At 70.3% G+C, this 25,701-nt stretch carries 31 protein-coding genes and 1 pseudogene; 13 read left to right on the plus strand and 19 right to left on the minus strand.

What is annotated here, in order from left to right:
- Window positions 1–98: 98 nt before the first annotated feature.
- Window positions 99–1,007 carry a LysR family transcriptional regulator gene (locus OIE67_RS20470; protein WP_326642661.1) on the plus strand — a complete coding sequence of 303 codons (909 nt, stop codon included), beginning with the start codon at window positions 99–101 and terminating at the stop codon, window positions 1,005–1,007.
- 4 nt (window positions 1,008–1,011) lie between these two features.
- On the opposite strand, the gene OIE67_RS20475 is transcribed toward OIE67_RS20470, so the two are convergent.
- The gene (locus OIE67_RS20475) at window positions 1,012–1,632 is read right to left on the minus strand and encodes a TetR/AcrR family transcriptional regulator C-terminal domain-containing protein (protein WP_326645413.1); all 621 of its coding nucleotides are present in this window, start codon (window positions 1,630–1,632) and stop codon (window positions 1,012–1,014) included.
- Window positions 1,633–1,648: 16 nt separating this feature from the next.
- A complete protein-coding gene (locus tag OIE67_RS20480) occupies window positions 1,649–1,852 on the minus strand; it encodes a hypothetical protein (RefSeq protein ID WP_326642663.1) in 204 nt (67 codons plus the stop codon).
- Window positions 1,853–1,902: 50 nt separating this feature from the next.
- Here OIE67_RS20480 and OIE67_RS20485 point away from each other — a divergent pair, with 50 nt between their 5' ends.
- Window positions 1,903–2,067 carry a hypothetical protein gene (locus tag OIE67_RS20485; RefSeq protein ID WP_326642665.1) on the plus strand — a complete coding sequence of 55 codons (165 nt, stop codon included), beginning with the start codon at window positions 1,903–1,905 and terminating at the stop codon, window positions 2,065–2,067.
- A 309-nt stretch (window positions 2,068–2,376) separates the two neighbouring features.
- On the opposite strand, the gene OIE67_RS20490 is transcribed toward OIE67_RS20485, so the two are convergent.
- From OIE67_RS20490 to OIE67_RS20505, 4 genes and pseudogenes are all read right to left on the minus strand, one after another.
- Window positions 2,377–2,559, minus strand: coding sequence for a hypothetical protein (locus OIE67_RS20490; RefSeq protein WP_326645849.1), 183 nt, complete (start codon window positions 2,557–2,559; stop codon window positions 2,377–2,379).
- Between the two features lie 89 nt (window positions 2,560–2,648).
- Window positions 2,649–2,768, minus strand: a pseudogene (locus tag OIE67_RS20495) (TetR family transcriptional regulator); the annotation flags it as partial.
- 30 nt (window positions 2,769–2,798) lie between these two features.
- Complete coding sequence (locus tag OIE67_RS20500; RefSeq protein WP_326642667.1) at window positions 2,799–4,121, minus strand: coiled-coil domain-containing protein; 1,323 nt, start codon at window positions 4,119–4,121, stop codon at window positions 2,799–2,801.
- A 48-nt stretch (window positions 4,122–4,169) separates the two neighbouring features.
- Window positions 4,170–4,811 (minus strand): TetR/AcrR family transcriptional regulator C-terminal domain-containing protein, encoded by a 642-nt coding sequence (locus OIE67_RS20505; protein ID WP_326642669.1) that lies wholly within the window; start codon window positions 4,809–4,811, stop codon window positions 4,170–4,172.
- A 151-nt stretch (window positions 4,812–4,962) separates the two neighbouring features.
- Here OIE67_RS20505 and OIE67_RS20510 point away from each other — a divergent pair, with 151 nt between their 5' ends.
- A complete protein-coding gene (locus tag OIE67_RS20510) occupies window positions 4,963–5,406 on the plus strand; it encodes a hypothetical protein (RefSeq protein WP_326642671.1) in 444 nt (147 codons plus the stop codon).
- Window positions 5,403–5,906 (plus strand): nitroreductase/quinone reductase family protein, encoded by a 504-nt coding sequence (locus OIE67_RS20515; protein ID WP_326642673.1) that lies wholly within the window; start codon window positions 5,403–5,405, stop codon window positions 5,904–5,906. Before OIE67_RS20510 ends, OIE67_RS20515 begins: the two co-directional genes overlap by 4 nt.
- A 352-nt stretch (window positions 5,907–6,258) precedes the next feature.
- Here OIE67_RS20515 and OIE67_RS20520 read toward each other — a convergent pair whose 3' ends face one another.
- The 6 genes from OIE67_RS20520 to OIE67_RS20545 all read right to left on the minus strand — a co-directional run bounded on the left by OIE67_RS20520 (window position 6,259) and on the right by OIE67_RS20545 (window position 9,379).
- Window positions 6,259–6,426, minus strand: coding sequence for a hypothetical protein (locus OIE67_RS20520; protein ID WP_326642674.1), 168 nt, complete (start codon window positions 6,424–6,426; stop codon window positions 6,259–6,261).
- 210 nt (window positions 6,427–6,636) lie between these two features.
- Window positions 6,637–7,536: a cation diffusion facilitator family transporter gene (locus OIE67_RS20525; protein ID WP_326642676.1), complete on the minus strand. Its 900-nt coding sequence runs from the start codon at window positions 7,534–7,536 to the stop codon at window positions 6,637–6,639.
- Complete coding sequence (locus OIE67_RS20530) at window positions 7,536–7,925, minus strand: ArsR/SmtB family transcription factor (RefSeq protein WP_326642678.1); 390 nt, start codon at window positions 7,923–7,925, stop codon at window positions 7,536–7,538. The genes OIE67_RS20525 and OIE67_RS20530 overlap by 1 nt, the downstream gene beginning before the upstream one ends.
- Window positions 7,926–7,982: 57 nt before the next feature.
- Window positions 7,983–8,459, minus strand: a complete 477-nt coding sequence (locus OIE67_RS20535) for an aminotransferase class V-fold PLP-dependent enzyme (RefSeq protein WP_326642679.1) — start codon at window positions 8,457–8,459, stop codon at window positions 7,983–7,985.
- Between the two features lie 99 nt (window positions 8,460–8,558).
- Window positions 8,559–8,774: a helix-turn-helix domain-containing protein gene (locus tag OIE67_RS20540; RefSeq protein ID WP_106248450.1), complete on the minus strand. Its 216-nt coding sequence runs from the start codon at window positions 8,772–8,774 to the stop codon at window positions 8,559–8,561.
- Window positions 8,774–9,379 (minus strand): DUF2975 domain-containing protein, encoded by a 606-nt coding sequence (locus OIE67_RS20545; RefSeq protein ID WP_326642683.1) that lies wholly within the window; start codon window positions 9,377–9,379, stop codon window positions 8,774–8,776. The genes OIE67_RS20540 and OIE67_RS20545 overlap by 1 nt, the downstream gene beginning before the upstream one ends.
- 482 nt (window positions 9,380–9,861) lie before the next feature.
- Here OIE67_RS20545 and OIE67_RS20550 point away from each other — a divergent pair, with 482 nt between their 5' ends.
- Entirely contained in the window at window positions 9,862–10,446 is a 585-nt protein-coding gene (locus tag OIE67_RS20550) for an AAA family ATPase (RefSeq protein ID WP_326642685.1), read from the plus strand.
- 348 nt (window positions 10,447–10,794) lie between these two features.
- Here the strand turns inward: OIE67_RS20550 and OIE67_RS20555 are convergent, their stop codons facing one another.
- Together OIE67_RS20555 and OIE67_RS20560 are read right to left on the minus strand one after the other, a co-directional pair.
- A complete protein-coding gene (locus OIE67_RS20555; protein ID WP_326642687.1) occupies window positions 10,795–11,430 on the minus strand; it encodes a response regulator transcription factor in 636 nt (211 codons plus the stop codon).
- Window positions 11,418–13,319, minus strand: a complete 1,902-nt coding sequence (locus OIE67_RS20560; RefSeq protein WP_326645415.1) for an ATP-binding protein — start codon at window positions 13,317–13,319, stop codon at window positions 11,418–11,420. Before OIE67_RS20560 ends, OIE67_RS20555 begins: the two co-directional genes overlap by 13 nt.
- 166 nt (window positions 13,320–13,485) lie before the next feature.
- Here OIE67_RS20560 and OIE67_RS20565 point away from each other — a divergent pair, with 166 nt between their 5' ends.
- From OIE67_RS20565 to OIE67_RS20580, 4 genes are all read left to right on the plus strand, one after another.
- On the plus strand, window positions 13,486–13,803 hold the full coding sequence (locus OIE67_RS20565) for a hypothetical protein (protein ID WP_326642689.1): 318 nt from the start codon (window positions 13,486–13,488) through the stop codon (window positions 13,801–13,803).
- 186 nt (window positions 13,804–13,989) lie between these two features.
- Window positions 13,990–14,496, plus strand: coding sequence for a hypothetical protein (locus tag OIE67_RS20570; protein WP_326642691.1), 507 nt, complete (start codon window positions 13,990–13,992; stop codon window positions 14,494–14,496).
- Between the two features lie 79 nt (window positions 14,497–14,575).
- The gene (locus tag OIE67_RS20575; protein WP_326642693.1) at window positions 14,576–15,472 is read left to right on the plus strand and encodes a hypothetical protein; all 897 of its coding nucleotides are present in this window, start codon (window positions 14,576–14,578) and stop codon (window positions 15,470–15,472) included.
- Window positions 15,473–15,568: 96 nt separating this feature from the next.
- The gene (locus OIE67_RS20580; protein WP_326642695.1) at window positions 15,569–16,168 is read left to right on the plus strand and encodes an LGFP repeat-containing protein; all 600 of its coding nucleotides are present in this window, start codon (window positions 15,569–15,571) and stop codon (window positions 16,166–16,168) included.
- Window positions 16,169–16,489: 321 nt separating this feature from the next.
- Here the strand turns inward: OIE67_RS20580 and OIE67_RS20585 are convergent, their stop codons facing one another.
- Window positions 16,490–17,419: a LysR family transcriptional regulator gene (locus tag OIE67_RS20585; protein WP_326642697.1), complete on the minus strand. Its 930-nt coding sequence runs from the start codon at window positions 17,417–17,419 to the stop codon at window positions 16,490–16,492.
- Window positions 17,420–17,603: 184 nt separating this feature from the next.
- On the opposite strand from OIE67_RS20585, the gene OIE67_RS20590 reads away from it, so the two are divergent.
- Complete coding sequence (locus OIE67_RS20590) at window positions 17,604–18,176, plus strand: DoxX family protein (protein ID WP_326642699.1); 573 nt, start codon at window positions 17,604–17,606, stop codon at window positions 18,174–18,176.
- 20 nt (window positions 18,177–18,196) lie between these two features.
- Here OIE67_RS20590 and OIE67_RS20595 read toward each other — a convergent pair whose 3' ends face one another.
- Entirely contained in the window at window positions 18,197–18,475 is a 279-nt protein-coding gene (locus OIE67_RS20595) for a GNAT family N-acetyltransferase (protein WP_326642701.1), read from the minus strand.
- A 261-nt stretch (window positions 18,476–18,736) separates the two neighbouring features.
- Between OIE67_RS20595 and OIE67_RS20600 the strand changes: the two genes are divergently transcribed.
- Window positions 18,737–19,309, plus strand: a complete 573-nt coding sequence (locus OIE67_RS20600; RefSeq protein WP_326642703.1) for a dihydrofolate reductase family protein — start codon at window positions 18,737–18,739, stop codon at window positions 19,307–19,309.
- 39 nt (window positions 19,310–19,348) lie between these two features.
- Here OIE67_RS20600 and OIE67_RS20605 read toward each other — a convergent pair whose 3' ends face one another.
- Complete coding sequence (locus OIE67_RS20605) at window positions 19,349–19,963, minus strand: TetR/AcrR family transcriptional regulator (protein ID WP_326642705.1); 615 nt, start codon at window positions 19,961–19,963, stop codon at window positions 19,349–19,351.
- 146 nt (window positions 19,964–20,109) lie between these two features.
- Between OIE67_RS20605 and OIE67_RS20610 the strand changes: the two genes are divergently transcribed.
- A complete protein-coding gene (locus OIE67_RS20610; protein WP_326642707.1) occupies window positions 20,110–21,543 on the plus strand; it encodes an MFS transporter in 1,434 nt (477 codons plus the stop codon).
- 201 nt (window positions 21,544–21,744) lie between these two features.
- Here the strand turns inward: OIE67_RS20610 and OIE67_RS20615 are convergent, their stop codons facing one another.
- Window positions 21,745–23,103 (minus strand): sensor histidine kinase, encoded by a 1,359-nt coding sequence (locus OIE67_RS20615; RefSeq protein ID WP_326642709.1) that lies wholly within the window; start codon window positions 23,101–23,103, stop codon window positions 21,745–21,747.
- 388 nt (window positions 23,104–23,491) lie between these two features.
- Here OIE67_RS20615 and abc-f point away from each other — a divergent pair, with 388 nt between their 5' ends.
- A complete protein-coding gene (gene abc-f / locus OIE67_RS20620; protein ID WP_326642711.1) occupies window positions 23,492–25,159 on the plus strand; it encodes a ribosomal protection-like ABC-F family protein in 1,668 nt (555 codons plus the stop codon).
- A 61-nt stretch (window positions 25,160–25,220) separates the two neighbouring features.
- On the opposite strand, the gene OIE67_RS20625 is transcribed toward abc-f, so the two are convergent.
- Window positions 25,221–25,661 (minus strand): winged helix-turn-helix transcriptional regulator, encoded by a 441-nt coding sequence (locus OIE67_RS20625; RefSeq protein WP_326642713.1) that lies wholly within the window; start codon window positions 25,659–25,661, stop codon window positions 25,221–25,223.
- Window positions 25,662–25,701 lie beyond the last annotated feature (40 nt).

A 25,701-nucleotide genomic window follows, 5' to 3' on the forward strand; every position in this document is an offset into this window, starting at 1 on the left:
GGCATACGCCACGGTAAGACCGGCCCGGACATAGAGGCAAATAGTGGCAGCATATACTTGCCATTGACATCTTCTATGTCATGTCGAAAGTTGGATGGATGAACCTGCGCCAATACGAATACGCCCTGGCCGTCGCCGAGGAGGGCTCCATGACAGCGGCAGCCGAACGTCTGCGGGTCACTCAGCCCTCTCTGTCGCAACAGATCGGCACTTTGGAGAAGCACCTCGGGGTGCAGCTGTTCACCCGCACCCCGAGCGGGGTGACAGTGACGGTGGCAGGGCGGGCTTTCCTGGCGGAGGCGAAGATCGCGACAACCGCGTCCCGGCGTGCCATCACGGCCGCTCGCGCCGCCGACGGGGAACTGGCAGGCGAACTCATCATGGCTGTGCACATGGGCCTGGGAGCACGCCAGCTGCCCCAGGTTCTGGGGCAGCTGCGCGATCGCCATCCGAAGCTGCAGGTGACTCTCCACGAGGAGCCTGATCCCGCGGACATGGAACGACTGGTCCGCCAGGGAACCCTCGACATGATGCTCGTGCACCGCTTCCCCGCCGGGTGCACCTTCGACATTCACCCTCTGGGCGAGGAAGCCTACGTCGCCGTCTTGCCGAAGGGGCACCCGCTTCTCTCGGACGGCGCCGCCCCGCGCCTGGAAGACCTGGCGGCAGAGGGGTGGATCCGGTTCCGGAGCGCCAGCCTGCTCGACGACTACCTCGCCCGTCTGCTCGCCAACGCGGGCCTCAGCCCGCACACGGTGGCCCGAGCGTCACAGATCTCCACCGCGGTACGGCTCGTGGCGCAGGGCTTGGGCGTCACCGTGGTCCCGGCCTCGGCCATCCCCGAAGGCTTCGAAGAACTGGCCTGCCCGCTACTGCCCTCCCTGACTGAGCCCGTCCTCGTCGGCGTGCGACGCAATCCGGGTCCGGCGGAGACGGCCATGCTCGACCATCTCAGCCAGCAGAACTGGTGCGGTGCAGGGTTCCTGGGTCAGCCCGCGACTGTTTGAGCGTTCACTTACAGAACGGCCTCGGGCCCCGATGCCATCCACGATGCCGCCCCAACGTAGAGACCGAACCGGAAGAGGTTTGGTCGTGGCAGGCATGTGTTCGCCGGCGCAGCGGGTGCTGGTCGCGCTGACCACATGGCGAGCCCGCAGCGCCTGTTCGGCGGTGACCGCCGGTGCGCCGCGGCCCAGCAGGCTGAGCACGGTCACGATGCGGCGCGGGTTCTAGCGGGCCGGAATCCGGGCGGCGGTGACGGCAGGCGGCGGCGGCCTCGGCGGCCTCGGCGAGCAGATTGTAGTCGGGGCTGTCCGGCCGTGGTTTGCGGCTGCGCCGCTCCGCGCCGAGCTTGGTCACGGCGATGGCCAGGGCGTGGCCGATGGTGAACTCGCGCAGGCAACGGGTGATCCGCAGGGCGTCGGCCGAGGGGATGCCGGCGGCGTGGAGTTTGGTGAGCATCTTGACGCCGGTGTCGATGGAGGCGGATGAGCGTACCGGACGGGTCGCGAACACCTGCACGGCGTGGGGGTGGCGCAGGAGGATGTCGCGCAACCGCATGCAGTATTCGCGCGCCAACTCCTGCCAGGGACCGTCCCAGGGCAGGTTGTCGACGTCGATCTCAGTGAACAGTGCCTCGGCGACGCCGTCAAAAGCGCCTCCTGGTCGTCGTAGTAGCGGTAGACGGCCATCGGGTCGAAACGACCGCGGTGCCGAGCTTGCGCATGGAGAACTTGCGCAGGCCGGCGGCGTCGATGAGGGCGAGCGCGGCGACGGCGAGATATTCGCGAGTGAGGGTGGGCCGCATGGGCGGCTCCGGCAGTTCGCCCGGCGGTCTGGGGTCGGCTGTCATGCTGAAAAGCCCTCCAGGCTCGTGGCGAGTGTCTTGGTGAATTCCTCCGGGTGCTGCATGAACGGCAGGTGGCCGCCGGGAAACTCCTGGCAGGGTATGCCCAGTTCTTCGGGGTGATCAATGTGGATGTCGAGGCGGAGCTGGCCAAGCTCGACACCAGCGGCTGGCGGCCGCTGCGGCCCGCGCAACTGCGTGAACTGGGACTGACGCCCTGACAAGCCCTGCGCCGCGCTCGGTGGAGGAGATGGCGTGGGCGGTGATCGTCGGAGGTGGTCTGTGCCGGGCGCTGGCCACCCCCTGGTGCTTACGGCCCGTTCTGGGTGAGCGCGACGATGACTCCTTGAGAGCGCGGGACACGGTGTCCCAGCGGGCCAGGCTGCGCTCGAAGGCAGCCATCGACTCCAGCACCTGGGGTTGGTGGCCCTGCACGGTCAAGGGATCGAGGCCGTCGCCCAGCACTCGGGCGAAGCGGGCTTGCAGCGCCTCCAGCAGCGGCGAGGGAAGCGGAGTCAGAGAGATCCGGCTCATCGAGAACCACCCTTGCTCAGGACGCGTGCGGTGAAGCGGGCCGCGTCGATGACGGCACGCTCGTGGGTGCCGGTGCTGATGAGGTCCGCCTCTGCGCTGCGGGCGGCGCCCGCCAGGGGTTCCCAGAGGCCCTCGTACAAGCCGCAGTACTCCTCCACGCCGAGAAACCACTGACGCAAGGTCTCTCCCCAGCGTCGGTGAGCCGGTCGAGCCCGTGCTGTCGCTCCAGCAGCCTCTCGCGGTGAATCCGCAGCAGGCTCGCCAGCAGCGCGTCCCGGGTCGGGAAGTGGCGAAAGAGCGTGGCGTGTCCGACTCCGGCGTCCTTCGCCACTGCTTCGAGCGACGCGGTGATGTCTTCAACGTCAGCTCCCGCAGTTTCCGCGACCATCTCACCTGCGCGTGGTTGCCCCTCCGGCCTTCATTCTTGCGGCTCCAAAGCCTCTTCCCGCGGCTCCACAGCTTGTTCCCGCTGTTGCGTCGCCAGCGCCTGTTCCCGAAGCTCCGCACCAACCGCTTGTTCGCGCAGCTCCGCAGCCACCGCCGCTTGTTCGCGCAGCTCCGCAGCCACCGCTCGTTCGCGCAGGTGCGCCGCCTCCGCGCGTGCCGCGTCCAGCTCCGCTCGCAAATCCTCCAGGCGGATTCGTTCCAGCCGCAGTTCGCTCTGGAAGCGATCGCGCTCCTTGGCCACCGCATCGGCTCTGGCCCTTTCCTTGGAGACCAGCTTTCGTTCCCGTGACAGGGCCGCCGCCCCGTCGGTCTCCGCTGCCGCCGCCTTGGCTGCCAGCCGTTCGGCCTCGGCCTGTGCCTGGGTCGCGTCCCTGAGCGCCATCGCGCGGTCGCGGTCCGCTTCAGCGGCGGCCCGTTCCGCCGCGACGGCTCGCGCCACGGCGCGCTCGCGCTCCTGCGCCGCCACCTCCTCCCGGGCCTTCGCGCCGGCCGCCTCGCGTTCGGCCCGCTCGCGCTCTCGGACCGCGGCCGCCGTGTCCTGCCGGGCGCGATCACGTTCCTCCCGCGCCAGCTCGGCCGCCTGCTGAGCCTGTACGACCTCGGACCGCGCGTCCTCCGCCTGCTTGACGGCCAGCCCGGCCCGCTCGGCCAGCTCCTGCGTCGTCTGGTCCTTGGCCTGCTCGGTCATGTCGACCTGACGGGCGGCATCCTCGGCTCTGCGCTCGGCCAGCTCGGCCCGCCGTTTGGCCTGCTCGACCGTCTGCAACGCCTGCCGCTCGGTGCTGGCGGCCTCGCGCAGGGCGGCCAGAGCCTGCTCCCGTGCCCTTTCCGCATCGGCCAGCGCGGTCTCGCGCTCGCTCTCGGCCTCCTCCAGGCGCTGCCGCATCTCGGCGGTCTGCCTCCTGGCGTGCTCGGCGGCCTCCCGCGCCAGCCGTACCTGCTCGAACGCCTGCTCCCGCTCGGTGCGGGCGATGGCCACCCGGGTGTGCGCCTCGGCCTGGACGGCGCTGATCTTGGCCTCGACCCCGGCGGGGCTGAGCTCCTCGGCCAGCGCCCGTGCGAGCGGTTCGAGGGCGGCGGCCAGCCCGACCTCCATCCGGTCGTACAACTGCTCGGCCCTGGCCAGCGCTCCCTCCAGTCCCGGGGTGGCCCGCCGCAGCTCCCGCTCGCGCTTGGCGGCGGCCTGGCAGTCCTTGTCGGGACAGTACGCCTTCGGCCGGCCCCGGCCCCGCCGCTGCTCGATCGGCGCGCCGCAGTGCTTACACGGCGTCACGAAGCTGGTCTCTTCGGTCACATACCGGAGTCTAGCAATTATCAATTTCTGGAAAATAAAAATAAAAAATCAGAGTGTGTCGAAGCCGCGCAGCATGGCCTCAAGCGCGAAGTCGAAGCGAGGGTCGGAATCGGAGGACCGCCGCACCCGCGTGGCCTGCGCGAGGAGCGGGGTCTGCCGCAGCTCCTCCTCGGGGATCGGCTGTATCCCCCGGGACGGCGATCGCCCGTCACCGCCGCCGGACAGGATGGCGACGTGGCCGACGACGAAACCCGTCACGGCGTACAACATGTCGAGCGCTCGCTCCGGCGGCAGGCCGGCGGCCCGCAGGGTGTGGAGGGCGTCCTCCATCAAGCGGTGGTTCTGCGGCGTGATCGCGGGGCGGCTCACCACCAGGGGGATGACGTTCGGGTGGGCGAGCAGGAGGCGCAGCAGTGCGTGGGCGTACTCACGCAGCCCCTCCTGCCATGAGACCGCTTCGGCGAGCGGCGGCGCGGCCTGCGTGAAAATCTGCTCGACCAGGCCGTCGAGCAGGGCGTCCTTGTTCGCGACGTGCTGGTAGAGGGACATGGCCTCGACCCCTAGCTCCTGACCGATGCGCCGCATGGACAACGCCTTCAGCCCGTCGCGGTCGGCCAGTGCGAGGGCCGCCTCAAGGATGGCCTCACGGGTCAGGCCGGCGTTCTGGCCGCGAGTGCGGTTCGGGGACATGGCGGCCTACCTCACATGGACGATTCTTACGTCGTAAGTATAGTGGGGGCATGCGAAACATACGGCGTAAGAATCGAGCTCGGCGAGTAACAGCCGGGCCGGTTCGCGTCACAGCCGTGGCCGCTCGTCTTACTACGGAAGGACTCTTGTCATGACCATCCAGACAACCAGGAACGGTACGCGGGGAGCTCTCGCGACCATGTACGCCGGCGCCGCTCTCACGCTGCTCGCCACCCTCTTCGTCTTCATCGGCCGGGCCGGCCTGGCCGATCACATCAGGGCCGGTTACCCCGCCTACCAGCCGGCGGAGATCGACGGCGCCGTCATGGCGTACACCTTGATCCTGGCCGTGATCGGGGCGCTGGGGCTGCTCGGCTGGCTGGGCAGCGCCTGGCTGGTCCGCCTCGGCAAGGGGTCGGCCCGCTGGGTGGCGAGCGGCCTGCTGTTGATCGCCGCCTGCGTCGCGCTCACCGGTCTGACCGTGCAGGACACCAGTGGCGACGTCGGGCTCGCGCCGCTGCTCGGCCGGCTGCAGGTCCTCCCCTGCCTCGCCGGGCTCGCGGCGGTCGTATTGCTGTGGAGGAGGCGGGGGTGAGCGTCGGGCAGCTTGCCCGTGCCGTCGTTCGGGGGGTCGCGGCGGTCAAGCGCTGGATGTATCGGCACGGGCGGCCCAACGTCCTCATGCGGTACGCGAACCGGCTCGACGCGCTGGTGTACGGGTCACGGTGGCTGTTGCCGCGCCGGACCGCCGTCCTGAAGGCGCCCGGCCGCCGCACCGGGCACCGCACCTCGATTCCGATCGTGGTCACCGAACATCGAGGCGCCGGCTACCTCGTGTCGATGCTCGGGCCGGACGCGAGCTGGGTGCGGAATGTACGGGCGGCGGACGGGCAGGCCACGCTGTACCGCCGGGGTCGTGAGATCCCGATCGTGCTGAAGGAGGTCCCGCCAGAGGAGCGCGCCGAGATCCTGCGCCGCTACGCCGCCCTCGCCCCCGCGGCCAGACCCCACCTCGGGCTCAGCCCTGCGGCGCCGCTGAAGCGATTCCAGCAGATCGCGCCCGGCCATCCCGTGTTCCTGATCGTCGCCAGGTGACCCTCCCGGGAAGGGGTCAGGAACGGTATCCGCGTTGGTGACGGGGATCGAGCAGTATGCGAACGAAAGTCGCGGTAGCGGGCTGGGCGGAAGCAGCCGATCCCGGGTGGCGGGCCCCGATCGAGGCGGCCGTCGCCGATGGCGGGACCAGGCCGGCCTCGGAACGGCTACGTCCGGCAACCGAAGAAGCAGGAGTGGCAGCGCCAGTTGGACTCCCTACCGGCGGCGTGCTCCGAGCCTGCCCGAAATGAAGCGCCTGGGGTGCGGTGCGGCAGGACGGCTCACCATCGCCGAGGCCGGTGGCAGGCCGGGAAGGTCCTGATGCAGGACGGCCTGCCGCCGGTGCGGTTCTTCAGAGGAAGAGGAAGCCGAGCGCCAGGGCGGCGATCACGGTGCCCAGCGCGACGGCCACGCCGATCTCCCTGGAGCAGGCGCGGTCCTCGCGGCGGAGCCGGGCCAGGTAGTAGGCGGTGGCCGGCAGGACCAGCAGCATCAGCGGGATGTGGCAGGTGGCGAACATGCCGGTGGTCTCGGGGCCGAAGTGGCGGCCGGCTCACGCGGCGAACCCCTGCAGCTCTTCCAGCGTTTGCAGTACGTACACGGCGAAGGGCAGCGGGAACGGCCAGGTGCCGGGTGCGGCCGGCCCGGTCCGGGCGGAAGCGGAACCGGTGAGGGGGATGCCATGGGTGATTCTCCGAAGAAGCGGATCGTCGCCGGGGATGGTGGGGGCTCACCAGTTCAGTTCGTCGCAGCCGCGGTGATCGGCCGGCTCGACCTGCAGGGTGGCGTGGGCGACGCCGTGCCGGTGGCGCAGCAGGTCGCGGGCCTGGTCCAAGACGGCGTGATGGGCGCCGGCGTCGGCGGTGACCAGGTGGGCGGTGGCCACGTTCATGCCGGAGGTGAGCGTCCACAGGTGCAGGTCGTGCACGTCGCGGACGTCGTCGATGGCGGCCAGGTCGGCGGCGACCGCGGCGGCGTCGATGCCCTCGGGCACGTGCTGACCCAGTACGGCGAAGACCTTCCGGCCGAGGGAGATCGCCCGGCCGGCGACGAACGCGCCGATCGCCAGGGCGACCGCCGTGTCCCAGAAAAGCTGCCCGGTGGCGGCCACCAGAACGCCGGCCACGATGACGCCGGCCGAGCCTGCGGTGTCGGCCGCGACCTCCAGGTAGGCGCCCTTGACGTTGAGGCTCTCGCTCGCGCCGGAGCGTAGCAGGAGCAGCGCGACCACATTGACGGCCAGGCCGAGAGCGCCGACGATCAGCATCGGCCCGGTGGACACCTCCGCCGGCTCGCCGATGCGGCCGATCGCCTCGGCCACGACGTAGACGGCGACGCCCAGCATCAGCACGACGGCCAGCAGCGAGGCGAACATCTCGGCCCGGTACGAGCCGTAACTGCGCCGCCCGGTGGTGTCGGGGCGAGTGGCGATCCTGGTGGCGACCAGCGCGGCGCCGAGCGTGACCACGTCCGCGGCCATGTGCCCGGCGTCGGAAAGCAGCGCCAGCGAGCCCGACAGCAGCCCGAAGATCAACTCGACTACGAAGAAGCCGCCGATCAGGGCGAACGAGACCGCCAGCCGCCACCGGTGCTTACCCGCCGCGTGCCCATGCCCGTGTCCAGCACCCATCAGGTGGTCCCCTCGCGTTCGGGATGCAGCGCTTCGGTGTGCTCGGTGTGAGCCAGCGCGAGGTCGAGCAGCATGCGGACGTGCGGGTCCTCCAGCCGGTAGTAGGCCATCCGGCCGGCGCGACGCGCGGCCACGATGCGGTGCGCGCGCAGCAGCCGCAGTGCGTGGGAGACGGCCGACTCGCTCTGGCCGGTCACCGCGGCGAGGTCGCACACGCACAGCTCGCCGTCCAGCAGGGCGACCAGCAGCCGCAGCCGGTTGGGGTCGGCCAGCAGGCCGAAGACGTCGGCCGTGTCGGTCAGGTCCTCGGCCGGCGGCATCCGCTCGTGCACGGCGGCGACCCGGTCGGCGTCGACCACCTTGACGGTACAGCCGTCCAACGCCAACACTCTCTCATCTGAAGAGCTGTTCATATGAGCAAGATAGGGGGTCGCCGGGCCGGACTGTCAAGAGCTGATCACGCTCACCCCTGCCGCAGGCTCCTCATCGCGCGGTCGACGGGGCGGAGGGCGGCGGCTGATCGCGCGCAACGCCTCGGTCAGCCGGTCCACGTCGTCGGCGGAGGTGAACAGGGCCGGCGTGACGCGCACGGCGCCGCCGCCGGTCATGCCGGTGCGGGCGACGGTGAAGACGCGGTGGCGGCTCATGAGCTGCTCGGCGATGGCGACATTGTCTGCTTCGCCGGCGCGGCCGGACAGCCGGAAGGCGGTGATGGCGCCGTAGGCGTCACGCTCGCCGGGCGTGAGGATCTGCACGTCGCCGAGCTCACGCACGCGGGCGACCGGCTGATCGGCACCTACTACGGCCTGTACAACCTGCTGTCCGGCGTCGGGATCCTGCTCGGCCACCTGTTGTCGGGCGTCATGCCCGACGCGGCCCGCGTCTCCGGCTGGAGCGCTCTTCCTGGTTGCTGCTGGCCGCATCCGGGCTGGTCTCCGCGGGCGCTGTCCAGCGCCTGGACCGGCACCGGCGGCTCTCTCCCGCGAGCCGGCCTGCCTGACACGCGGAACTCGGCCTCAGCGCTATGGCCGGTCGTAACGGAGGAGGTCGCCTGGCTGGCAGTCGAGGGCGTCGCACAGGCGCATGAGGGTGGAGAAACGGATGGCCCTGGCGTGGCCGTTCTTCAGGATCGACAGGTTGACGACGGTGATCTGGACCCGATTCGACAGCTCGGTGAGCGTCATGTCGCGCTCTTTGAGCAGTTCATCCAGTCGTACGCGGATGGTCGGGTCGGTCATCAAATGGTCGCCTCGGTCTCTTCGAGCAGTGCCAGGCCGCGCCGTACGATCTCCGACACGGCCAGCATCGCCACGCCCGCCACGACTCCGGCCAGCACCTCGCCCGGCGGGGCGTAGAACGGGTAGCTCCTGCTCAGCAGCATGGAGGCCAGCATCCGCTCGGCCACCATGCCGAGCAGGCCGGTGGCGAGCGAGCCGATGATCAGGATCCAGCCGAGGCGGCGCAGGTGCGCGGCGGTGACGGCGGAGAACAGCGCCCTGTCCCCTGCGCTCGCCCGGCTCAGCGCGCGGACGACGGTCAGCAGGGCGAGCAGAGTGGTCGCGACGCCCGGCGCCCAGAGAAGCAGGAAGAGCAGGCCGACCAGCGGCGCGGGCCCTGAGGGAAGGACCGTCACGTCGGCGGACGCGCTCTTGATCACGGCGTCTGGGGCCGCCATGCCCGCGATCGGCACGTCGAAGACCCGCAGGGGCACGCCGGTGCCGTTCGTGGTGCCGACGAAAGCGATCACGAGGGTGGAGAACAGCATGGATAAGGCGCTGAAGCAGGACACGATCAGGAAGAAGGTCAGCAGGATCTGGAGTCGGGTGAGCCATTTCGTGGACATAACGATAATCGTAAATAACGATAGTCGTTATGTACAGGGATTGTCGTTCCGTCGGTCTTGCTCTCAAGGAGCGGCGATCGGTGGCTGAGCGAGCGCGGCTGAGGTCGGCGGTCCTACTGGTGCTCGTGCTGTCGGATATGGTGATGGGTATGGGTTGCTGCGCCGCGATGAACATCCGCGCCGCCGGTTAGCGGCGGTATCGCGGTCGTCGTAGACCGTGCCCTCAGAGCCCCTGCCTCGCCGGGGTTGGTGTCAGGGCCTACCGCCGAATCAGTGTCCTGCCGGCAGCCCATCGCGTGTCTCGCTGTTGCTGCCGGGCCGTCCTGCGTGATCCCAGGAGCACATTCATGTCGCGGCAGTTCCATCCAGCAGAGCAAGGTCCGGTCTCGCGCGCGTCCGAGGCGTTTCTCACCGGCGACGGCTCCGGCTTCGCTGGTGATGCCGGCCAGTCGGCAGCGGCCGGTACGAGGACGGAGCGTGACGTGCGGCCCGGGCGCCCCCAGTTGTTTCTGATGGTCGGGCTTCCCGGAGCCGGAAAGAGCACCCGGGCCGAAGAGCTCGCCACGGCGCACCACGCGCTGCGGCTGACTCCGGACGAGTGGATGATCTCCCTGTTCGACGGGTCCCAGCCGGACGGCAAGCGCGACCTCCTGGAGGGACGGCTCATCGCGCTGGCTCTGCGGGTGCTGCGGCTGGGCACGAACGTCGTGCTCGACTTCGGGCTCTGGAGCCGCGACGAACGCTCGGCGCTGCGCCGGCTGGGGACGACGGCCGGGGCCGACTGCCATGTCGTCTATCTGCCCATCGACATCGACGCCCAGCTCATCCGGATCGCGCACCGCCAGGCGACCGCGCCGCACACGACGTTTCCGATGAGCGAGGCGGACGTCGGCGATTGGCGTGAGCGGTTCGAGGCACCCGATGCCGCCGAACTCGGTGGCAGCGACATCCCCGGCCCGCCACCAGGGTGGCCGGGCTGGCCGGAGTGGACCGCGGACCGGTGGCCTTCGCTCACGCACGGCGATGCCGGCGAGGTGCGGAGCCGGCATCGGCCGGCGGCCGAGTGACGGATCTGTCGGGCACCGGCACGTATGTCCGCCCATCGGCGGAGCCCGTGTGTCAGGTCCCGGGCGTGTCAGATCCCGGGCTCTGCCGAGATTCCTGTGGTGACTAAGCGTGGTGCTTCTGGGCGAGAAGTATCCGCTTTCGGAGCAGTGGTAGCCCGGCCTTGCCGTATGTCTGCCGTTCGAGGATCTTGATCTTGTTGACGACGCCCTCGGTCGGCCCGTTGCTGTAGGCAGGGCGAGCGCGGCGGCCACGGCGTCGGCCCTGAACTCGGGCGGACCGACGTCGGCAGGCGACCCGCATCCGATTTCCCGCATGAGCGGCGTCCCAGGCAGGGACAGGGGAACTGATCAGAGTGATTTCAGGTAGGCCAGGACGGCCAGAATCCTGCGATGATGTTCCGTCGAGTCCTGAATGTGGAGTTTCTGGAAGATTGAGCGCATGTGTGCCTCCACGGTGCGCTCGGCGATGACCAGGCGGGTGGCGATGGCGGTGTTGGAGTGCCCCTCGGCGACGAGGGCGAGGACGTCGCGCTCACGCTCGGACAGGCGCGTGATCAGTGTGTCCTGCGCCTGGATCAGCGCCGCCACCACCTCCGGGTCGAGGGCCGAGCCGCCGTCCGCGACTCTGATGAGGGCGGCGAGGAAATCGTCGACGCGCAGCACCCGGTCCTTGAGCAGATAGCCGAACGCCCCGGTGCTGACCAGCGGCACGGAGTGGGCCGTTTCGATGTGCTGGGACAGCAGCAGCATGGGGAAGTCGGGCCGTTCCCGTCGCAGGAGCTGGGCTGCCTGTACACCGTCGTCGGTCATCGTCGGCGGCATCCGGACGTCGATGACCGCGATGTCGGGCCGATGGGCGCGAACCGCGTCGATCAGGGCACGGGCGTCGCCGACTGCGGCGACCACGTGGTGGCCGGCGTCCTCGAGGAGCCGGACGATGCCCTCGCGAAACAGCGCCGAGTCTTCTGCCACTATGACGCGCACGGCATGACCGCCTCGATGGTGGTGCCCTCGTGCGACGCGCTGGTCACCGAGAGGGTCCCGCCGACCGCGCCGACACGATCGCGCAGGGTGGTCAAGGACAGCTGGGACGGGGCAGAGCCGATGCCGTCGTCGGTGACGGCGATGTGCAGGTGCTCCTCGGCTTGGCGTACGCGTACGCGAATGCCGGTCGCCCGGGCATGTTTCAGCACGTTGGTCATCGCTTCGGCGACCACGAAGTACGCGGTGGCGGCCACGACGTCGCTGGTCTCCACCGTGTCAGCGCGCAGGTCGACCGGCAGGGCGCTTTGTGCGGCGAGCCGGCGCAGCGCGGCGGCGAGCCCGTCGTCGAGAGCGGCGGGGCGCAGGCCGTGCGCGAGCCTGCGCAGTTCGCCGACGGTGTCCTCCAGCGAGCCCACGGCTCGGTCCAGTTCGATGAACAGGGGGTCGGCGGGGTTGAGGTCGCGTTGGGCGGAACGGAGCTGCATGCCGACCGCCAGCAAATGCTGCTGCGCACCGTCGTGCAGGTCGCGTTCCAGCCGTTTGCGTTCGGCGACCGCGGTGGACACCAGCCGCCGCCGGCTCTCCGACACCTCGGTGAGAGCCCTGCGCAGGCCGAGGCGTAGCCGGCTCACCTCGATCGGCAGCGCGGCCGCGGAGACCGCGAGGCGGACCCGTCTGCGCTGGCGAGCGGAATCTCTGCCGAGGACGACCAGCCCGATGTCGGCCCCGGCGGTGCGCAGAGGCAGCGTGGTCCGGCCGGCGGGCACGGTCGCCGGCACACCCTGAACGTCCACGTACCCGTCATGCTCGGCCTCGATGAGCAGGACGAGCAGGTGGGCATCGTCGAGAAGGGCCCGCAGCGTCTCCTGGACCGATTCCGGCTCTGCCGCACCGTCCCGCACCCGGTCGACGAAGCTCACGATCCCGGCCAGTATTACCGTGCGGTCCCGGTCGATGACCCGCCCAGTGACGTGGTGCACCCGCCGAAACACCGGCATGAGGATCATCGCGGAGACGAACACCGCACCATATCTGCCCAGAGGGGAGTCGCGACCGAGGAAAGAGCCGAGCCCGAGCGCGGAGGCTGCGAACACTCCTGCGGCGATGATCGTGGTCAGCGCCCATGCCGCCGAGTCGCTCAGGATCTTGTCGATTTCGAACAGGTCGTGGCGCAGGATGGCCACGGCCACCGCGGACGGCACGAGCACCACGATGCCGATGAGAAAGCCGTTGTAGGCGGCGGGCCCCGTCCAGCCGAGCGTGGTGATCGCCCAGCTGCCCGCCATGAGGACCACGACAAGCCCGGCGGCCAGGACGAGCCATCGCGTCTGCAGGCGGACTCGCTCGTCACCGCCGCGATAGCGAACCACCACTGCGCTGACACTGACGACCGCCACCATGAGCAGCACGGCCAGCGCGATCAACATCAGCGGCATCCATATCGCCTGCGGCACCATGATCGGCGAGGGAACCACCGGCGGCGGATCGTAATGGTTCATGGTCACTGTCATCGCCGCCGTCACGCCGAGTGCGGACAGGGGCACCGCGGACGCCGCCAGCCGCCACCGCCTTCCGGGCAGGAGGCCGTCGGGGAAGACCAGCAGCAGGATCAGGAACCCCACCATCTGCCATGACCAGATCGCCCCGCCCCACCAGGAGTCGCGTCCCCATGCCTCCAGCGCGGGCACACCCAGCATCGACACGGCGATCCCCGCCAGCGCGCCCGACGCCGGAGTGGCGGGCGCCCGGATCGCGATCAGCCAGCCGAGCGCCAAAGGCACCAGCCCCAGCAGGTAGACGGCGAACGCCCAGCCGCCGATCCCCGCGACGGCCAGTCCAGTCCATGCGCCGACGCACGCGATCGTTGCCGTCACCATCCACAAGCGCATGCGCGTCACGGCGACATTGTCCACCGAGGGAGGCCGTCCCGGCATCCGTGCCAGCACCTACCGGCCGGCACTGAGCGGAATCCCGTGCTGGCGTCGATGTGCGGCCCGGACCACCCCGGAGACAGTGGACGCGTCCCGATCCGCTGATTCGCAAGGGAGACACACCTTGATCGCCATCGTCGTCGTTCTGCTGGCCCTGCCGATCGGGCTGCTGATCCGTAATCGGCTCGGTGCCTACCTCGCATTCTCTGTTGTCTTCGCCCAGGTCTACACATTTCAGACCGGACTGCTGGTCATGGAGTGGACCAACGGCGCCACCGCCGCCTTTCCGCGTAGTGACGCGCAAGAGCTGCTCGACGGCAGCCTCGGCTATCTGGCCTTCACCTCGACGGTCTACCTCGCCGGCTTCGGGCTGGTGACGCTCGGCCTGTGGCTGCGCGACCGCCGACGCCAGTCCGCCGCCGAGGTGCGGCTTGATCGCTGATCGGTCATCCACGACCTGGGAGCTTTTCTCAGATCTCCTGACGGTGGTGCGTGCCCTGGCGGGGCCTGCCCGGGCGCCACGGCTGCTGGATCACCGCCTACGCCGGATCCATCATCACCCAGCCCTCGCGACGCGCTCTGCCCACCGCGCACGCTTCCGACCACCCTTCACCTCTGGAGTAAGCACATGAACAATCGCTCGCCCGCCGTGATCGGGCTCACAGCGGTGGCGCTCCTGGCTTCGCTCTCACTGTCCGCCACCGCCACAACGCACTCCTCGCCGACGACTCACGCCGCCGCCTCGGCGTCGACCTGGGGCCCGTACTACTCCCCTGGCGGCAAACGAGCCAGAGCATCCGGCATGATCACCCCGATCGGCGAGAACCACGAGACGCTCCCCTCCGCCGCCACGCTGACGGTCTCCGGCACGGTCTCCGACCTGACCAGGGGCTCCGCCTGCGGGTGGGCGGTGTTCGGCATCGCCACGATCAACGCCGCCGGCACCCGGGTGGCCTGGACGCATCACCCCGTCCGCACCTGCGCCTTCCGCGCCGCCAAGACGTTCTCCTTCACCTACCACCGCGTCTACCAGGTGGATCTGAAGGTCTGCTCCGAACGCCGGGCGAGCAAGCCCTCCATTCAGTGCACCGCCGGCAACCCCGCATGGCGGACCCTCTACACCTCCCCGCACTAACCCCTCTGGGCCTTCCCACGCCGACCCCACGGCATCCACCGCACCGGCCCGATCATCCTTCACCCGAGAGGACCGTTCCATGAACACGATGATCCGCAGGACCGCCGCCGTAGGCATGACCACGGCCGCGCTCGCCCTCGCCGCCGCCGTCCCGATGGCGGCCCCCGCGGTGGCGGCGGGAGTCTCCCCGTCGCATTCCGCGACCGCGCGGACGGCGCCACCGCACGTCTCCTACCACGCGATCAGCTCCGTCCAGCAGACCGCCCGGTTCGCCACTCTGCGCGCGAAGGGCTATCGGCCGATCACGGTCAGCGTCACCTTCGACGCCGCCGGCCGCACCCGCTACTCGGCGACATGGTTGCTCTCCGGCCACGCCCCGGGCGGCAACCTGCCCTGGGCTCTCTACCAGGACATGTCCCCCAGCGGCTACCAGACGCGCTTCGAGCAGCTCACCGCCCAGGGCTTCCAGCCCGCCGTGATCAGCGCCACCGGCACCGGCACGGGCGCCCGCTTCGCCGCCATCTTCGTCAAGAAGCCCGGTTCCCGGTTCATCGCCAAGCACGGCATCAGCGCGGCCGAGCTGCGCGGCACCTCCACCGCCGCCCGCGCGCAGGGCCTGATGCTCACCTCGGTCGACGTGTACGGCACCGCCTCCGCCAGGCGCTACGCCGCGGTCTGGTCCGCCAACCCCGGCCGCGCGAAGTGGCTGGTCAAGGTCGGCCTGCCGCAGGCAGAGCACGAAGCCGAGTTCAAGCGCCAGGTGGCGAAGGGCTACCGCGCAACGGCCATCGCGATGAGCACGACCGGCCAGTACACCACCGTCTGGCGCGACGACAAGATCGGCCCTTGGTACTCCTACATCAACATGACCGCCTCGGCCTACCAGAGCCGCTTCGACGAGCTCGGGGCCAAGGGCTTCTACCCGGTCCACATCAGCACCGAGCTGGGCCGATACGCCGCCATCTGGACTCGGTGAGGATCACCGCCAGGCGGCTCAAGAGTCCGTCAACCGCATGAGTGTGGCACCCCTACACAGGCGGTGCCACACCGATCTCTCCCGAAGGAAACCCCCATGGACCGCACAGCTTCCCGTTCCCTCACCGCTCTGGCCGCCGTCGTGGCGACGGCCGCCGTCTGTCTCGCCGGACCACAGGCCGCATCCGCCAGTAGCGCGTGCGACTCCTCGCTGGTGGCGCCCGCCGGCAGCCTCATCGGTGGCCTGTGGCGCTCCAACGGGGGCGAGAGGAGCGTGTTCGGCTGCCCCACGACCAAGGAGTTCGGCTACCCGGACAAGAAGGGCTCCTGGCAGCGCTTCCGCAACGGCAAGATCGTCTGGTCGCCGAACCTCGGCAACGGCACTCTCGTCCGGGCCTACTTCACCCGCGACCGCGTCTCCTTCGCCTGGAGCGGCCTCGGCCGCGACTGGGACTACAAGAACGGCAACGGCAACCGCCAGGTCAGGGTCATCCGCCAGACCCCATGGAGCGGCGGCTTCAGCCTGCCCGTCGATGTGCACGCCCCGAGCTCGAACGGTGAGGAGGCCATGACCTGCAGCGCCCACGGCGGCTGCAGGACGACGTTCAGCTTCAGCGTCGAAGGCTGCGACCGCGGCACCTTCAGCTCCGATTGCAGCCCCTGGAGCATCCCGAACTCCGTCACCCGCGAAGGCTGATCGCGAACCCCGCTGCTGAGCCCGTCGTCAAAACAGCGGGCGGAAAAAAGTGCCGAACCATGACCAGAAGCCGTGCCGGCCGGCCGGGACGGGGGCCCGGCCAGCCCCGAGAGGGCCGGACGCCATCCATGACCGGGCATCGTGTAGAAGACACTGCGGTGGGCGGTGGCCGTCGTCCTCATGGCCATCGTCGCCGCCGCCCTGCCCTATCTCTGGTCCGATCTTGTTGATGTGGCCCTGGTGGGGACCATTGGGACAGCTGGAATCAGACGTGGATGCGATCACCGCGTGGGCGGCGTGACCAGCGAGGAAGCCGTTCGATCAAGATCCTTCCTGGTCCTGGCCGCTGTCCGTGGGTCGCTCGTCCCCAGCCACGTTGGGCCCGACCTGCCGGGCGGTGAGCGCGAACGACCGGATCAGGTCGGTTTCGGTGGCGGTACGCCACAGCAGGGCCCATCGAGCCGGCGGCGCGTCGCGGACGGGCACGTAGGCGATGTCGGGCCGCGAGTGGTACCGGCTCGCGTGGGAGTGCACGAGCGCGACGGCTTCGCCGTTGGACAGGATGGGGAGCAGTTCGCTCTCGGCGGTGACGGCCGGCCCGATGCGGATCGGCCGCCCGCTGGGGGTGTGGCTGGGGACGAGGGCTTCGCGCCAGTAGTCGGGTTTGGCGCCGCCGATGACGGCTTCGCCGGCCAGGTCCTCGTACGAGACGGTCTCCTGCCCGGCCAGCCGGTGACCGGCGCCGACGGCGAGGACGACGGGCTCGATGCGGACGACCGGACCCACTGTGAGGTCGGCCTCCCTGACAGGTAGCCAGGCGATCTGGACGTCGACCTCCCCGTCGCGCAGCGGCCCGAACGGGTCGCCGAAGCCGACGTAGCGGATCTGCGCCTCGCACGCCGGATGCCGGGCGTGGAACCCGTCGAGCAGCGGCCGGAAATCCTGGACGTTGCTGGACAGCATGCCCAGGCGCAGCACCTCGGTCTTGCCGCCGGCCGCGCGGATGGCGCGTTCGAAGCCTTCGTGCAGGCCGCGGTACATCGGCCGCAGGTCCTCGAACAGCTGCCTGCCGATCGGCGTCAGCGTCACGGCCCTGTTGTTGCGTTCGAACAGGGCGGCCCCGATACGCCGCTCCTGCTTCTTGATCGACTGACTGACGCGGGCGGGTGTCACGTGCAACCGCTCGGCGGTCCGGCCGAAGTGCAGCTCCTCGGCCAGGGTCAGGAAGATCTCGATGTCCCGCAACTCCACGTGCGCTCTTTCGTCGTTAAGCGAGAGGTTAAGGCACGTTATCGGACCTGGCGTTGTCGTCAGTGCCGGCCCGCGGTCAGGCTGGTGGGCGTCCGGAAAGTCACCGTCGGCCAGCGGTGCTCACCCATGGGCGGCCGGTGGTGCCGTCACGAAAGTTGAATTCCCGAGGAGGTAGCGAACACAGATGAACGTGCACGTCAGTTCCGACCAGCTCGGCATCAGGGATATCGAGCAGCCGAAGAGGCGCGGAATACGATTCACGCTCAATGGCGTGCTCTGGGTGCTGCAAGCGTTGTTCGGGTTCTTCTTCGCCGGCAGTGGTTTCGGCAAGGTGCTCATGTACGACGCCGCCCTCTACGCGGCCGCGCCTCAAGCCGTCGCCTGGTACGCCGCCGTGTCGCAGCCCCTGATCGTCTTCATCGGGATCTGCGAGGTATTGGGCGGCGTCGGCCTGATCCTGCCGGCGATGGCGAAGGTGAAGCCGGTGCTGACGCCGCTCGCCGCCGCAGGCCTGACGCTGACGATGATCCTCGCGGCGGCTTTTCACATCGTGCGCGGCGAGTACGCGTTGGTGCCCGCCAATCTCGTCCTGGGAGGCGCGGCGGCCTTCATCACGGCCGGACGTTGGAGGCTGCGGCCTGTCGCACCCGGGAACATCACCACCGCCCGCATGGTCGGGTCGTTCGCGGTCCTCATCGGGATTGTCCTGCTGACATTCGTTCCGACGTGGTACACGATGACCAACGCGCAATTCTGAGCCCCCGTTCTCCGGCCGGCTCAGGCGGATGGTTGATGAGACCAGACGTGCAGGGTGTAGCTGCGGTCCCGGACCGTGACCACTTCTGGCGGTGTGTCGGTGCGGCGGAAACCGGCGGCTCTGGCCACGGCGATGCTGGGGTGGTTGTCGGGCTCGATCTCCAGCGACACCTGGGCCAAGCCCAGCTCGCCGCGAGCGTGTTCGGTCATCAGCAGCAGCGCCCGGGTGGCCAGGCGTTGTCCGCGGTGTGCCGCTCCCACGATGTAGCTGATCGTGCCCGTGGCGCGGTTGAGCCGCACCTCTCCCTTGGCCTGGCCGCCGTCGGTGGTGATCGCGAGCTGGAGCTACCCGGCCCCGCTCGTCGTGACGGGGCACGGCCTGGTGCTGCGGGAAGCACAAGGGCAGGCGCAGCGGCTTATGGCGGCGTACCCGCGAGCCTCGTCCCGTCCAGAGGAAGACCTGAGGAAGACCTGAAGGGATCCGTAAGCCGGAGCCGCGAGACTACAGGCACACCAACACGGCAGGGCCGGACGGCCCCGCCCCTCACCTGGAGAAACAGCATGAGGAAGATCGCGGCAAGCCTGTTCATCTCGCTCGACGGCGTCGTCGAGGAGCCCTCGGACTGGCACTTCCCGTACTTCAACGACGAGATGGGCGCCGCCGTGACGGCGCAGATGGCCGACACCCTGATCCTGGGGCGCAAGACGTACGACAGCTTCGCCGGAGCGTGGCCCGAGCGGGAGGCGGAGGGCGGCGAGGACGCCGGGTTCGCCGCGTCGCTCGGCGACGCGCGGAAGATCGTCGTGTCCCGCCAGCCGCTGGAGTTCACCTGGCGCAACTCCGAGCTGCTCCAGGGCGACCTGGTGAAGGCGGTCACGGAACTGAAGAACGAGCCGGGCGGCCCCATCGCCGTGAGCGGGTCGGTCTCGGTGGTCCGCCAGCTGCTGGCGGCGGGGCTGGTGGACGAGCTGCACCTGCTCGTGCACCCGATCGCCGTCCGCAAGGGCGAGCGCCTGTTCGACGAGGGCACGGACTCCGTCCCGCTGCGGCTGATCAGGTCCGAGACCTTCAGCACCGGTGTGGTGTACCTGATCTACGGGCCGGCCGAGGCCACCGCCGCCGGCGAGCAGTAAGGGCGGGCGGTAAGGGCGAGTGCCTGGCCGGCCAGGCACTCACGTACGCGGCATCACCCCGTCGCGCAGGGCGGCGAACAGCCGCTCCAGGCGTGCCCGGTGGTCGTCCGCCACGGCCGCCGGCGGCTCTCCGGCGATGAGGCGGCGCGCGGTCTCCACCATCACGCTGCCGTAGCCGGCGACGAAGAAGGCGGCGAGCAGCGGGCCGTCGCCGTCGAAGGCGGGGTCGCGTTCGAACTCCTCCGCGAGGACCCGTTGCAGGTCGGCGGCGATCTCCCGCGCCCGGGCGATCAGCGCGGGCGAGGCCGCGACGGTCCTGAAGAAGGGGACGGATCCGTCTTTCAGCCCCGAGAGCGCGTGCCGGTCGTCGACGAGGCGCAGGGTCGCCGCACGCAGGGACTCCAGTACGTCGACGCCCGCCGCTCGGTCGCGCACCGCCGAGCGCAGGAGCTCCTTGGCGTCGTCCCCGCGATCGAGGAGCAGGTCCTCCTTGCGTGGGAAGTGGTTGAAGACCGTCACGCTCGACACCCCGGCCTCCCGCCCGATCTCGGCGACCGTGACGGCGTCGAAGCCGCGCTCCAGGAACAACCGGGTCGCGACCTGCGAGATCTTCGCCCGCGTCCGCGGCCCGCCGCGCTCTCCCGTTCTGGGCATCCAGCCTCACTCTCTTGTGTGACTAAATTTAGTCACCTAATCTAGTGGCGGGCCCCCACCCGCGCCACCGGCCATCGGCGTCCGCGCCCCATCGGACGGCATGACGCGTTCATTCAAGCAGGGCCTTCTATGTGAAGGAGATGTCAGTGCTGGAGCAGACCGCGGGTGCGCCGCGATCGTTGCGGGAGGCCTGGGTGGCCCTGGCGGGGCTGTCCGCGGTGTTTCTCTTCGAGATGCTGGACAACTCGATCCTGAACGTCGCACTGCCCACCATCGGCCGCGAACTGCACGCCTCCACGACCGCGCTGCAGTGGGTGACGGGGGCGTACGCGGTCGTGTTCGGCGGGTCGATGCTGGTGTTCGGCGCGGTCGCCGACCGGTTCGGCCGGCGCCGGGTCATGCTCGCCGGGCTGGTCCTGCTCGGCCTGGCCGGCCTGGCCACCGTTCTCGTGCGCACGGCGGAGCAGCTCATCGCCGTACGGGTGGCGATGGGCGTCGCGGCCGCGATGACGACGCCCGGCTCGATGGCGCTGGCCTTCCGGTTGTTCGAGGAAGACGGCCTGCGCGTCCGCGCGACGACCCTCATCTCGACCGTGGGCCTGGTCGGGCTGGCGATCGGCCCGACGGCGGGCGGCCTCGTGCTCGCGGTCGCGCCCTGGCAGGCCCTGCTGCTGGTGAACGTGCCGATCGCGGTACTCGCGATCATCGGCATCCGGGCGGGCGTCACCGCGGACGACGCGGCCGGCCTGCACCGCGATCCGGTGGACGTCGCGGGGGCGGCGCTGGGCACGGCGACGGTCGTGCTCGCGCTCGTCGCGCCGACGCTCTTCGTCGACGGGGGCGCCGGATCATGGCCGGCGTGGACGGCCACGGCGGCGGCCGTCGCGGGAGCGGTCGCGTTCGTCCTGCGCCAGCGCGCGGCCCGGCACCCGCTCCTCGACCTCAAGCTCGTCGCGCACCCGCTGGTGTCGAGCGGCCTGGCGTTCAAGGCCGCGGCCGGGCTGGCGACCGCCGGCCTCGGCTACATGGTGACGCTGCAGTTGCAGCTCGACTGGGGGTGGACTCCCGCGCTCGCCGCCATCGGGATGTTGCCGCAGGTGGCCGTCCTCATCGCCGGCGGCGCGTTCGTCGGCGCGTTCGTCCGGCGGGCCGGGCTCGACCGGGCCGCCTGGCTCAGCGCCACGGCGGTCGTCGGCGGCCTCGCCGTCTACGCCCTGCTGGGCCGGCTCGGGTACGGCTGGGTCGCGCTCGCGCTGGTGCTCACGGCGGCCGGGATGCGCGTGGTCGGCGTCGTCGCCGGGGTCAACGTGCTCCGCGGCCTGCCGCCCGACCGGACCACGATCGGCGCGGCGCTCACCGACACGGCCGGCGAGGTCACCTCCGGCGCCGGCATCGCGGTCATCGGCACCGTCCTCGCGGCGCTGTTCACCGGCGACATCGCCGCCTCGGGGTGGAGTGCGCGGCAGAGCGCGGAGTTCGGGGAGGCGGTCACGGTGGCCGGCCTCGCGCTCACGCTGGTGGCGGCGGCGCTGGTCGGCTGGGGAATCGTCCGTACGCGACGGCTCTCGGCCTGTCGTTGAGGAAGCTGTCACCAAGCACACCCGAGCGGATTCGACCCAGGTAGCAGGGCAATCGCGCCGTGAGATAGCGCCTGAACGAGCGGTGTGCGACTCGGCCGCCCGCCCGCGATGACCTCAGGTCCCGCAGGAGGACGGCCACCGGCTCGATCGCCTGCATCGTGGCCGCGGGCGTGACGGCGTCGTCGTCGCGGGACAGCAGGGTCAGGTCTGCTCCGGGCGGCAGGGCAGGAGCGGCAGCCACAACACGAACTTCGCCCCTTTCGGCGAGTCCTCCACCCGGAGCGTGCCCTGGTGGGCGCGGGCGATGTCGCGGGAGATCGCGAGGCCGAGCCCGCTGCCTCCCGGGTCCCGGCGGCGTCCGTCGTCGAGGCGGACGAAGCGTTCGAAGACGCGCTCGCGATGGGCCGGCGGGATGCCGGGCCCGTCGTCGGCCACGGTGACGACGAGCCCGTCGCCGACCGCCTCGGCGGAGATGTCGACGGTGGACTCGGCGTGTCTCTGGGCGTTGGCGACCAGGTTGTCCAGCACGCGGATGAGCTGCATCCTGGAGCCGCAGGTCTTGAGCCCGGGGGGCGCATTGACGTTTATGGGGATGGGCTGGGGCCGGGTGGTCACCTCGGCGGTGATGAGCTCGCCGATGTCGATGTTCTCCGCGGGCGCCGGGTCGGCGGCGCGCAGGCGGGCGAGCAGGAGGAGGTCGTTGACGATGGCCTCCAGCCGGTCGGTGGTCGTGAGCGCCGACCTGATGGCCTGCTGGGGGTCGACGTCGTCGGGATAGCGCAGTGCCTCCTCCAGCTGGGTGCGCAACCCGGCGATGGGGGTGCGCAGCTCGTGGGAGGTCGTGGAGGCGAACTGGCGTTGCTGTTCGACCGCGCCCTCCAATTGGGAGAGAGTCTGGTTGGCGGTGCTGGCGAGCTCGCTGATCTCGTCGCCGCCGGGTGGCACGGGGACGCGCAGGCTCAGGTCGCTCACGGTGATCTCGGAGATCCGGGCTCTGATCGCCTCGACGGGGCGGAGCGTGCGCCCGACGAGTGCCCAGGTGGTCCAGGCGGCGATGCCGGTGATCAGCAGGATGCCGGAGGCGATGGAGTATTCGAGGCCGTGGGTCGCCAGGAGGTCGGGTTCCCGGACGCCGGCGTAGACGACGCCCGCGTCGGTTGCGGGGGTCAGGCGGATGGCCATGAGGATGACACAGCGGCCCCTGTCCGGGCACTCGATGTCGCGCTGGAAGCGGTCGTTCGACGGGGGTCTGAGACGGCTGAGCGGGACGGTCTTGGAAGCGAGCGCGCTGGCGTCGACGACCCGCCGTCGGGCGTCGACGATCTGGATGAGGTCGACGGGTGCGTGGGCGGGAATCTGCCGGGGGACGTAGCCGGTTCGCGCCTGCGCGCTCCATTGGCTGGCCACGCGTTCGGCCTCGTCGAAGGTGTTGGCCTGGATCCGATTGCGAATGGCGAGGTCCAGGGTCGTGCCGAACACTGCCATGATGATCAGCGAGAATCCGGCGGCGACGATGGTGTAACGCGCCCGGATGGAGCGCGGGTGTGGCAGTCGTGACACTTCGCTCCCTCCCCGTGCGGATCGCAGCATGCGGGGCCGACACGGTCGCCTTCCAGACTAAGCAGGACAAACGACGTATCAGCACCTAAAGGCAAGATAAGGGCATTTTTCTGGATATTAATGGGCAACATATGACTAAGACTTTCCCTGGGAAGCGCCCACTTACCTGAATCGGATCGCGCCCACTGGCCGGCCTCAATGCATTCGCGGGTACGTGGTGACAGCGTCCTTGACGGCAGGCCCCCTCGGAGCACCCCGCTTCGAGCGCGTCCTGACGCCTGAGAAGCGAAACGAGACGGTCCGTCTTGCATTCGAATGGTGTAAGGGCTATCGTCCCCTTGCAACGAGACGAGACGAATCGTCTCGCACACCATCAATCGGGAGTTTCATGCGCATCGGCCCCCCTTCGTCCGACACCCGGCTCATCCTGTCCGGCGTCACCAAGCGGTATGACGACACGATCGTGCTCAACGAGGTCTCGCTCACGGTCAAGCCCGGCGAGAAGGTCGGCGTGATCGGCGACAACGGCTCCGGCAAGTCCACCCTGCTGCGCCTGCTCGCCGGACGCTGCCGGCCCGACAACGGCGTCACCGACCTCGCCGCGCCCGGCGGTGTCGGCTACCTGGCCCAGACGCTGGACCTGCCCCTCACCGCGACCGCCGGCGAAGCCGTCGATCTCGCGCTGGCGGACCTGCGCGAGCTGGAACGCCGGATCAGGGACGCCGAGCTCGGCCTGGGTGACGCCACGCCGGTCGAGCTGGACGACTATGCCGGCCTGGTCGCCCGGTTCGAAGCCCGCGACGGGTACCAGGCCGACACCAGGGTCGAGATCATGCTGGACGCGCTCGGCCTGCCGGGCCTTGACCGCGCCCGTCCGCTCGGCACCCTGTCGGGCGGGCAGAGGTCCAGGCTGGCGCTGGCGGCGACCCTGGCCGCGGCGCCCGAGGTGCTGCTGCTCGACGAACCCACCAACGACCTCGACGACCAGGCCGTGGCCTGGCTGGAGCAGCACCTGCGGGCGCACCGGGGCACCCTGGTCGCGGTCACGCACGACCGGCTGTTCCTGGAACGGGTCACCTCCGTCATCGTGGAGGTGGACGGCGACCTGCGTACCGTGCGCCGTTACGGCAACGGCTACCCCGGCTTCCTGGCGGCCAAGGCGGCGGCCAGGGCGCGCTGGGCGCGTGAGCACGAGGAGTGGCGCGCCGAGGTGACCCGCGCGGAGGGGCTGGCCGACGTGCACGCGCAACGGCTGGCCGTCATCCCGCGCAAGGCGCCGGCCGCCTTCAGCGGGGCGGGCGCCTTCCGCGCCCGGTCGCGGGCGCACGGGGCGATGAGCAGGATCCGCGGCGCTCGTGAACGGCTGCGCCGGCTCCACCTGAGCCCGGTTCCGCCGCCTCCGCGACCGCTGCGCTTCGCCGCCCGCATCGCGGCCGACGTCACCACGGGCCCCCTCGTGGAGCTGACGGAGGTACGGGTGGGGGAACGCCTGCGGGTCGAGTCGCTGCGCGTCGAACCGGGAGCCCGGCTGCTGGTCACCGGCCCGAACGGGGCGGGCAAGACCACGCTCCTGCGCGTGCTGGCCCGCGAGCTCACCCCCGACGCCGGCACGGTCCGCGGAAGGCCGCGCGTGGGGCGCCTGCGTCAGGACGACGGCCTGGCGTACGGGACGGGCACGGTGCTGGAGGCGTTCGCGGCCGGGCGCCCGGGGGATCCGGACGGGCACGCCGACACGCTGCTCGCGCTCGGCCTGTTCCGCGCCGCCCAGCTCGCCACGCCGGTCGCGGCCCTCTCCCCCGGCCTGCGCCGCAGGCTCGAACTCGCCCGCGTGGTCAGCGAGCCGGCCGACCTGCTGCTCCTGGACGAACCGACCAACCACCTGTCCCCCGGCCTGATGGACGACCTGGAGCAGGCGCTGAGCGTCTACCGGGGCGCGCTCGTCATCGTCACCCACGACCGCCGCCTGCGCGCCGCCTTCACCGGCACCCACCTGGAGCTCGACGCGGGCGAAGCGACCCGTCCGGTGACGGCCGGCCCTCTCCCCGTGTGCTGCTGACCGCTGGTGTCGGAGCGGCGGGTGGCGAAGAAGCCCGTCCACGGGGACTGACGGCCCCGGTTCAGCCCGTCGCCACCTTCCGCACCCGGGTGGTGTCGGTGCCGAGGCGGGTGCCGTCCGCGCCGGTCGGCGTGAGGCCGGGGACGGGGACGCCGTGCAGGTCGACCAGGGTGGAGTGGCTCTCCCCCGGGTCGAAGGCGTGGCGTTCCCCCCACTGCCGCAGGGTGAGGATGACCGGGAAGAGGTCGCGGCCGGCGTCGGTGAGCACGTATTCGCGCCGCCGCCCCGACGGCGCGGTGCGCTGGGCGAGCAGCCCGCTCTCGGTGAGCCTGCGCAGGCGGTCGGTGAGGATGTTGCGGGCGATGCCGGTGCGCCGCTGGAACTCGGTGAACGAGCGCGCCCCGTCCATCGCGTCGCGGACGACGAGCAGGCTCCACCGGTCGCCGACGAGGTCGAGCGCCCGGGCGACGGGGCACTCGGGGTCGGTCCAGTCGCGCGCCATGAGCCCCTCCTGAATCAGTTGCGATTTGAAACCATTATGT

Origin of the sequence: Nonomuraea fuscirosea, from assembly GCF_035917475.1 — a bacterium.
In the GTDB taxonomy this organism is placed as follows: domain Bacteria; phylum Actinomycetota; class Actinomycetes; order Streptosporangiales; family Streptosporangiaceae; genus Nonomuraea; species Nonomuraea fuscirosea.

Coding starts and splice junctions, on each gene's coding strand:
- OIE67_RS20470 (WP_326642661.1), top strand. CDS start 99: ATGAACCTGCGCCAATACGAATACGCCCTGGCCGTCGCCGAGGAGGGC.
- OIE67_RS20480 (WP_326642663.1), bottom strand. CDS start 1,852: ATGACAGCCGACCCCAGACCGCCGGGCGAACTGCCGGAGCCGCCCATG.
- OIE67_RS20505 (WP_326642669.1), bottom strand. CDS start 4,811: ATGTCCCCGAACCGCACTCGCGGCCAGAACGCCGGCCTGACCCGTGAG.
- OIE67_RS20510 (WP_326642671.1), top strand. CDS start 4,963: ATGACCATCCAGACAACCAGGAACGGTACGCGGGGAGCTCTCGCGACC.
- OIE67_RS20520 (WP_326642674.1), bottom strand. CDS start 6,426: ATGTTCGCCACCTGCCACATCCCGCTGATGCTGCTGGTCCTGCCGGCC.
- OIE67_RS20525 (WP_326642676.1), bottom strand. CDS start 7,536: ATGGGTGCTGGACACGGGCATGGGCACGCGGCGGGTAAGCACCGGTGG.
- OIE67_RS20535 (WP_326642679.1), bottom strand. CDS start 8,459: ATGCGGCCAGCAGCAACCAGGAAGAGCGCTCCAGCCGGAGACGCGGGC.
- OIE67_RS20540 (WP_106248450.1), bottom strand. CDS start 8,774: ATGACCGACCCGACCATCCGCGTACGACTGGATGAACTGCTCAAAGAG.
- OIE67_RS20545 (WP_326642683.1), bottom strand. CDS start 9,379: ATGTCCACGAAATGGCTCACCCGACTCCAGATCCTGCTGACCTTCTTC.
- OIE67_RS20560 (WP_326645415.1), bottom strand. CDS start 13,319: ATGCGCTTGTGGATGGTGACGGCAACGATCGCGTGCGTCGGCGCATGG.
- OIE67_RS20570 (WP_326642691.1), top strand. CDS start 13,990: ATGAACAATCGCTCGCCCGCCGTGATCGGGCTCACAGCGGTGGCGCTC.
- OIE67_RS20575 (WP_326642693.1), top strand. CDS start 14,576: ATGAACACGATGATCCGCAGGACCGCCGCCGTAGGCATGACCACGGCC.
- OIE67_RS20580 (WP_326642695.1), top strand. CDS start 15,569: ATGGACCGCACAGCTTCCCGTTCCCTCACCGCTCTGGCCGCCGTCGTG.
- OIE67_RS20590 (WP_326642699.1), top strand. CDS start 17,604: ATGAACGTGCACGTCAGTTCCGACCAGCTCGGCATCAGGGATATCGAG.
- OIE67_RS20600 (WP_326642703.1), top strand. CDS start 18,737: ATGAGGAAGATCGCGGCAAGCCTGTTCATCTCGCTCGACGGCGTCGTC.
- OIE67_RS20605 (WP_326642705.1), bottom strand. CDS start 19,963: ATGCCCAGAACGGGAGAGCGCGGCGGGCCGCGGACGCGGGCGAAGATC.
- abc-f (WP_326642711.1), top strand. CDS start 23,492: ATGCGCATCGGCCCCCCTTCGTCCGACACCCGGCTCATCCTGTCCGGC.
- OIE67_RS20625 (WP_326642713.1), bottom strand. CDS start 25,661: ATGGCGCGCGACTGGACCGACCCCGAGTGCCCCGTCGCCCGGGCGCTC.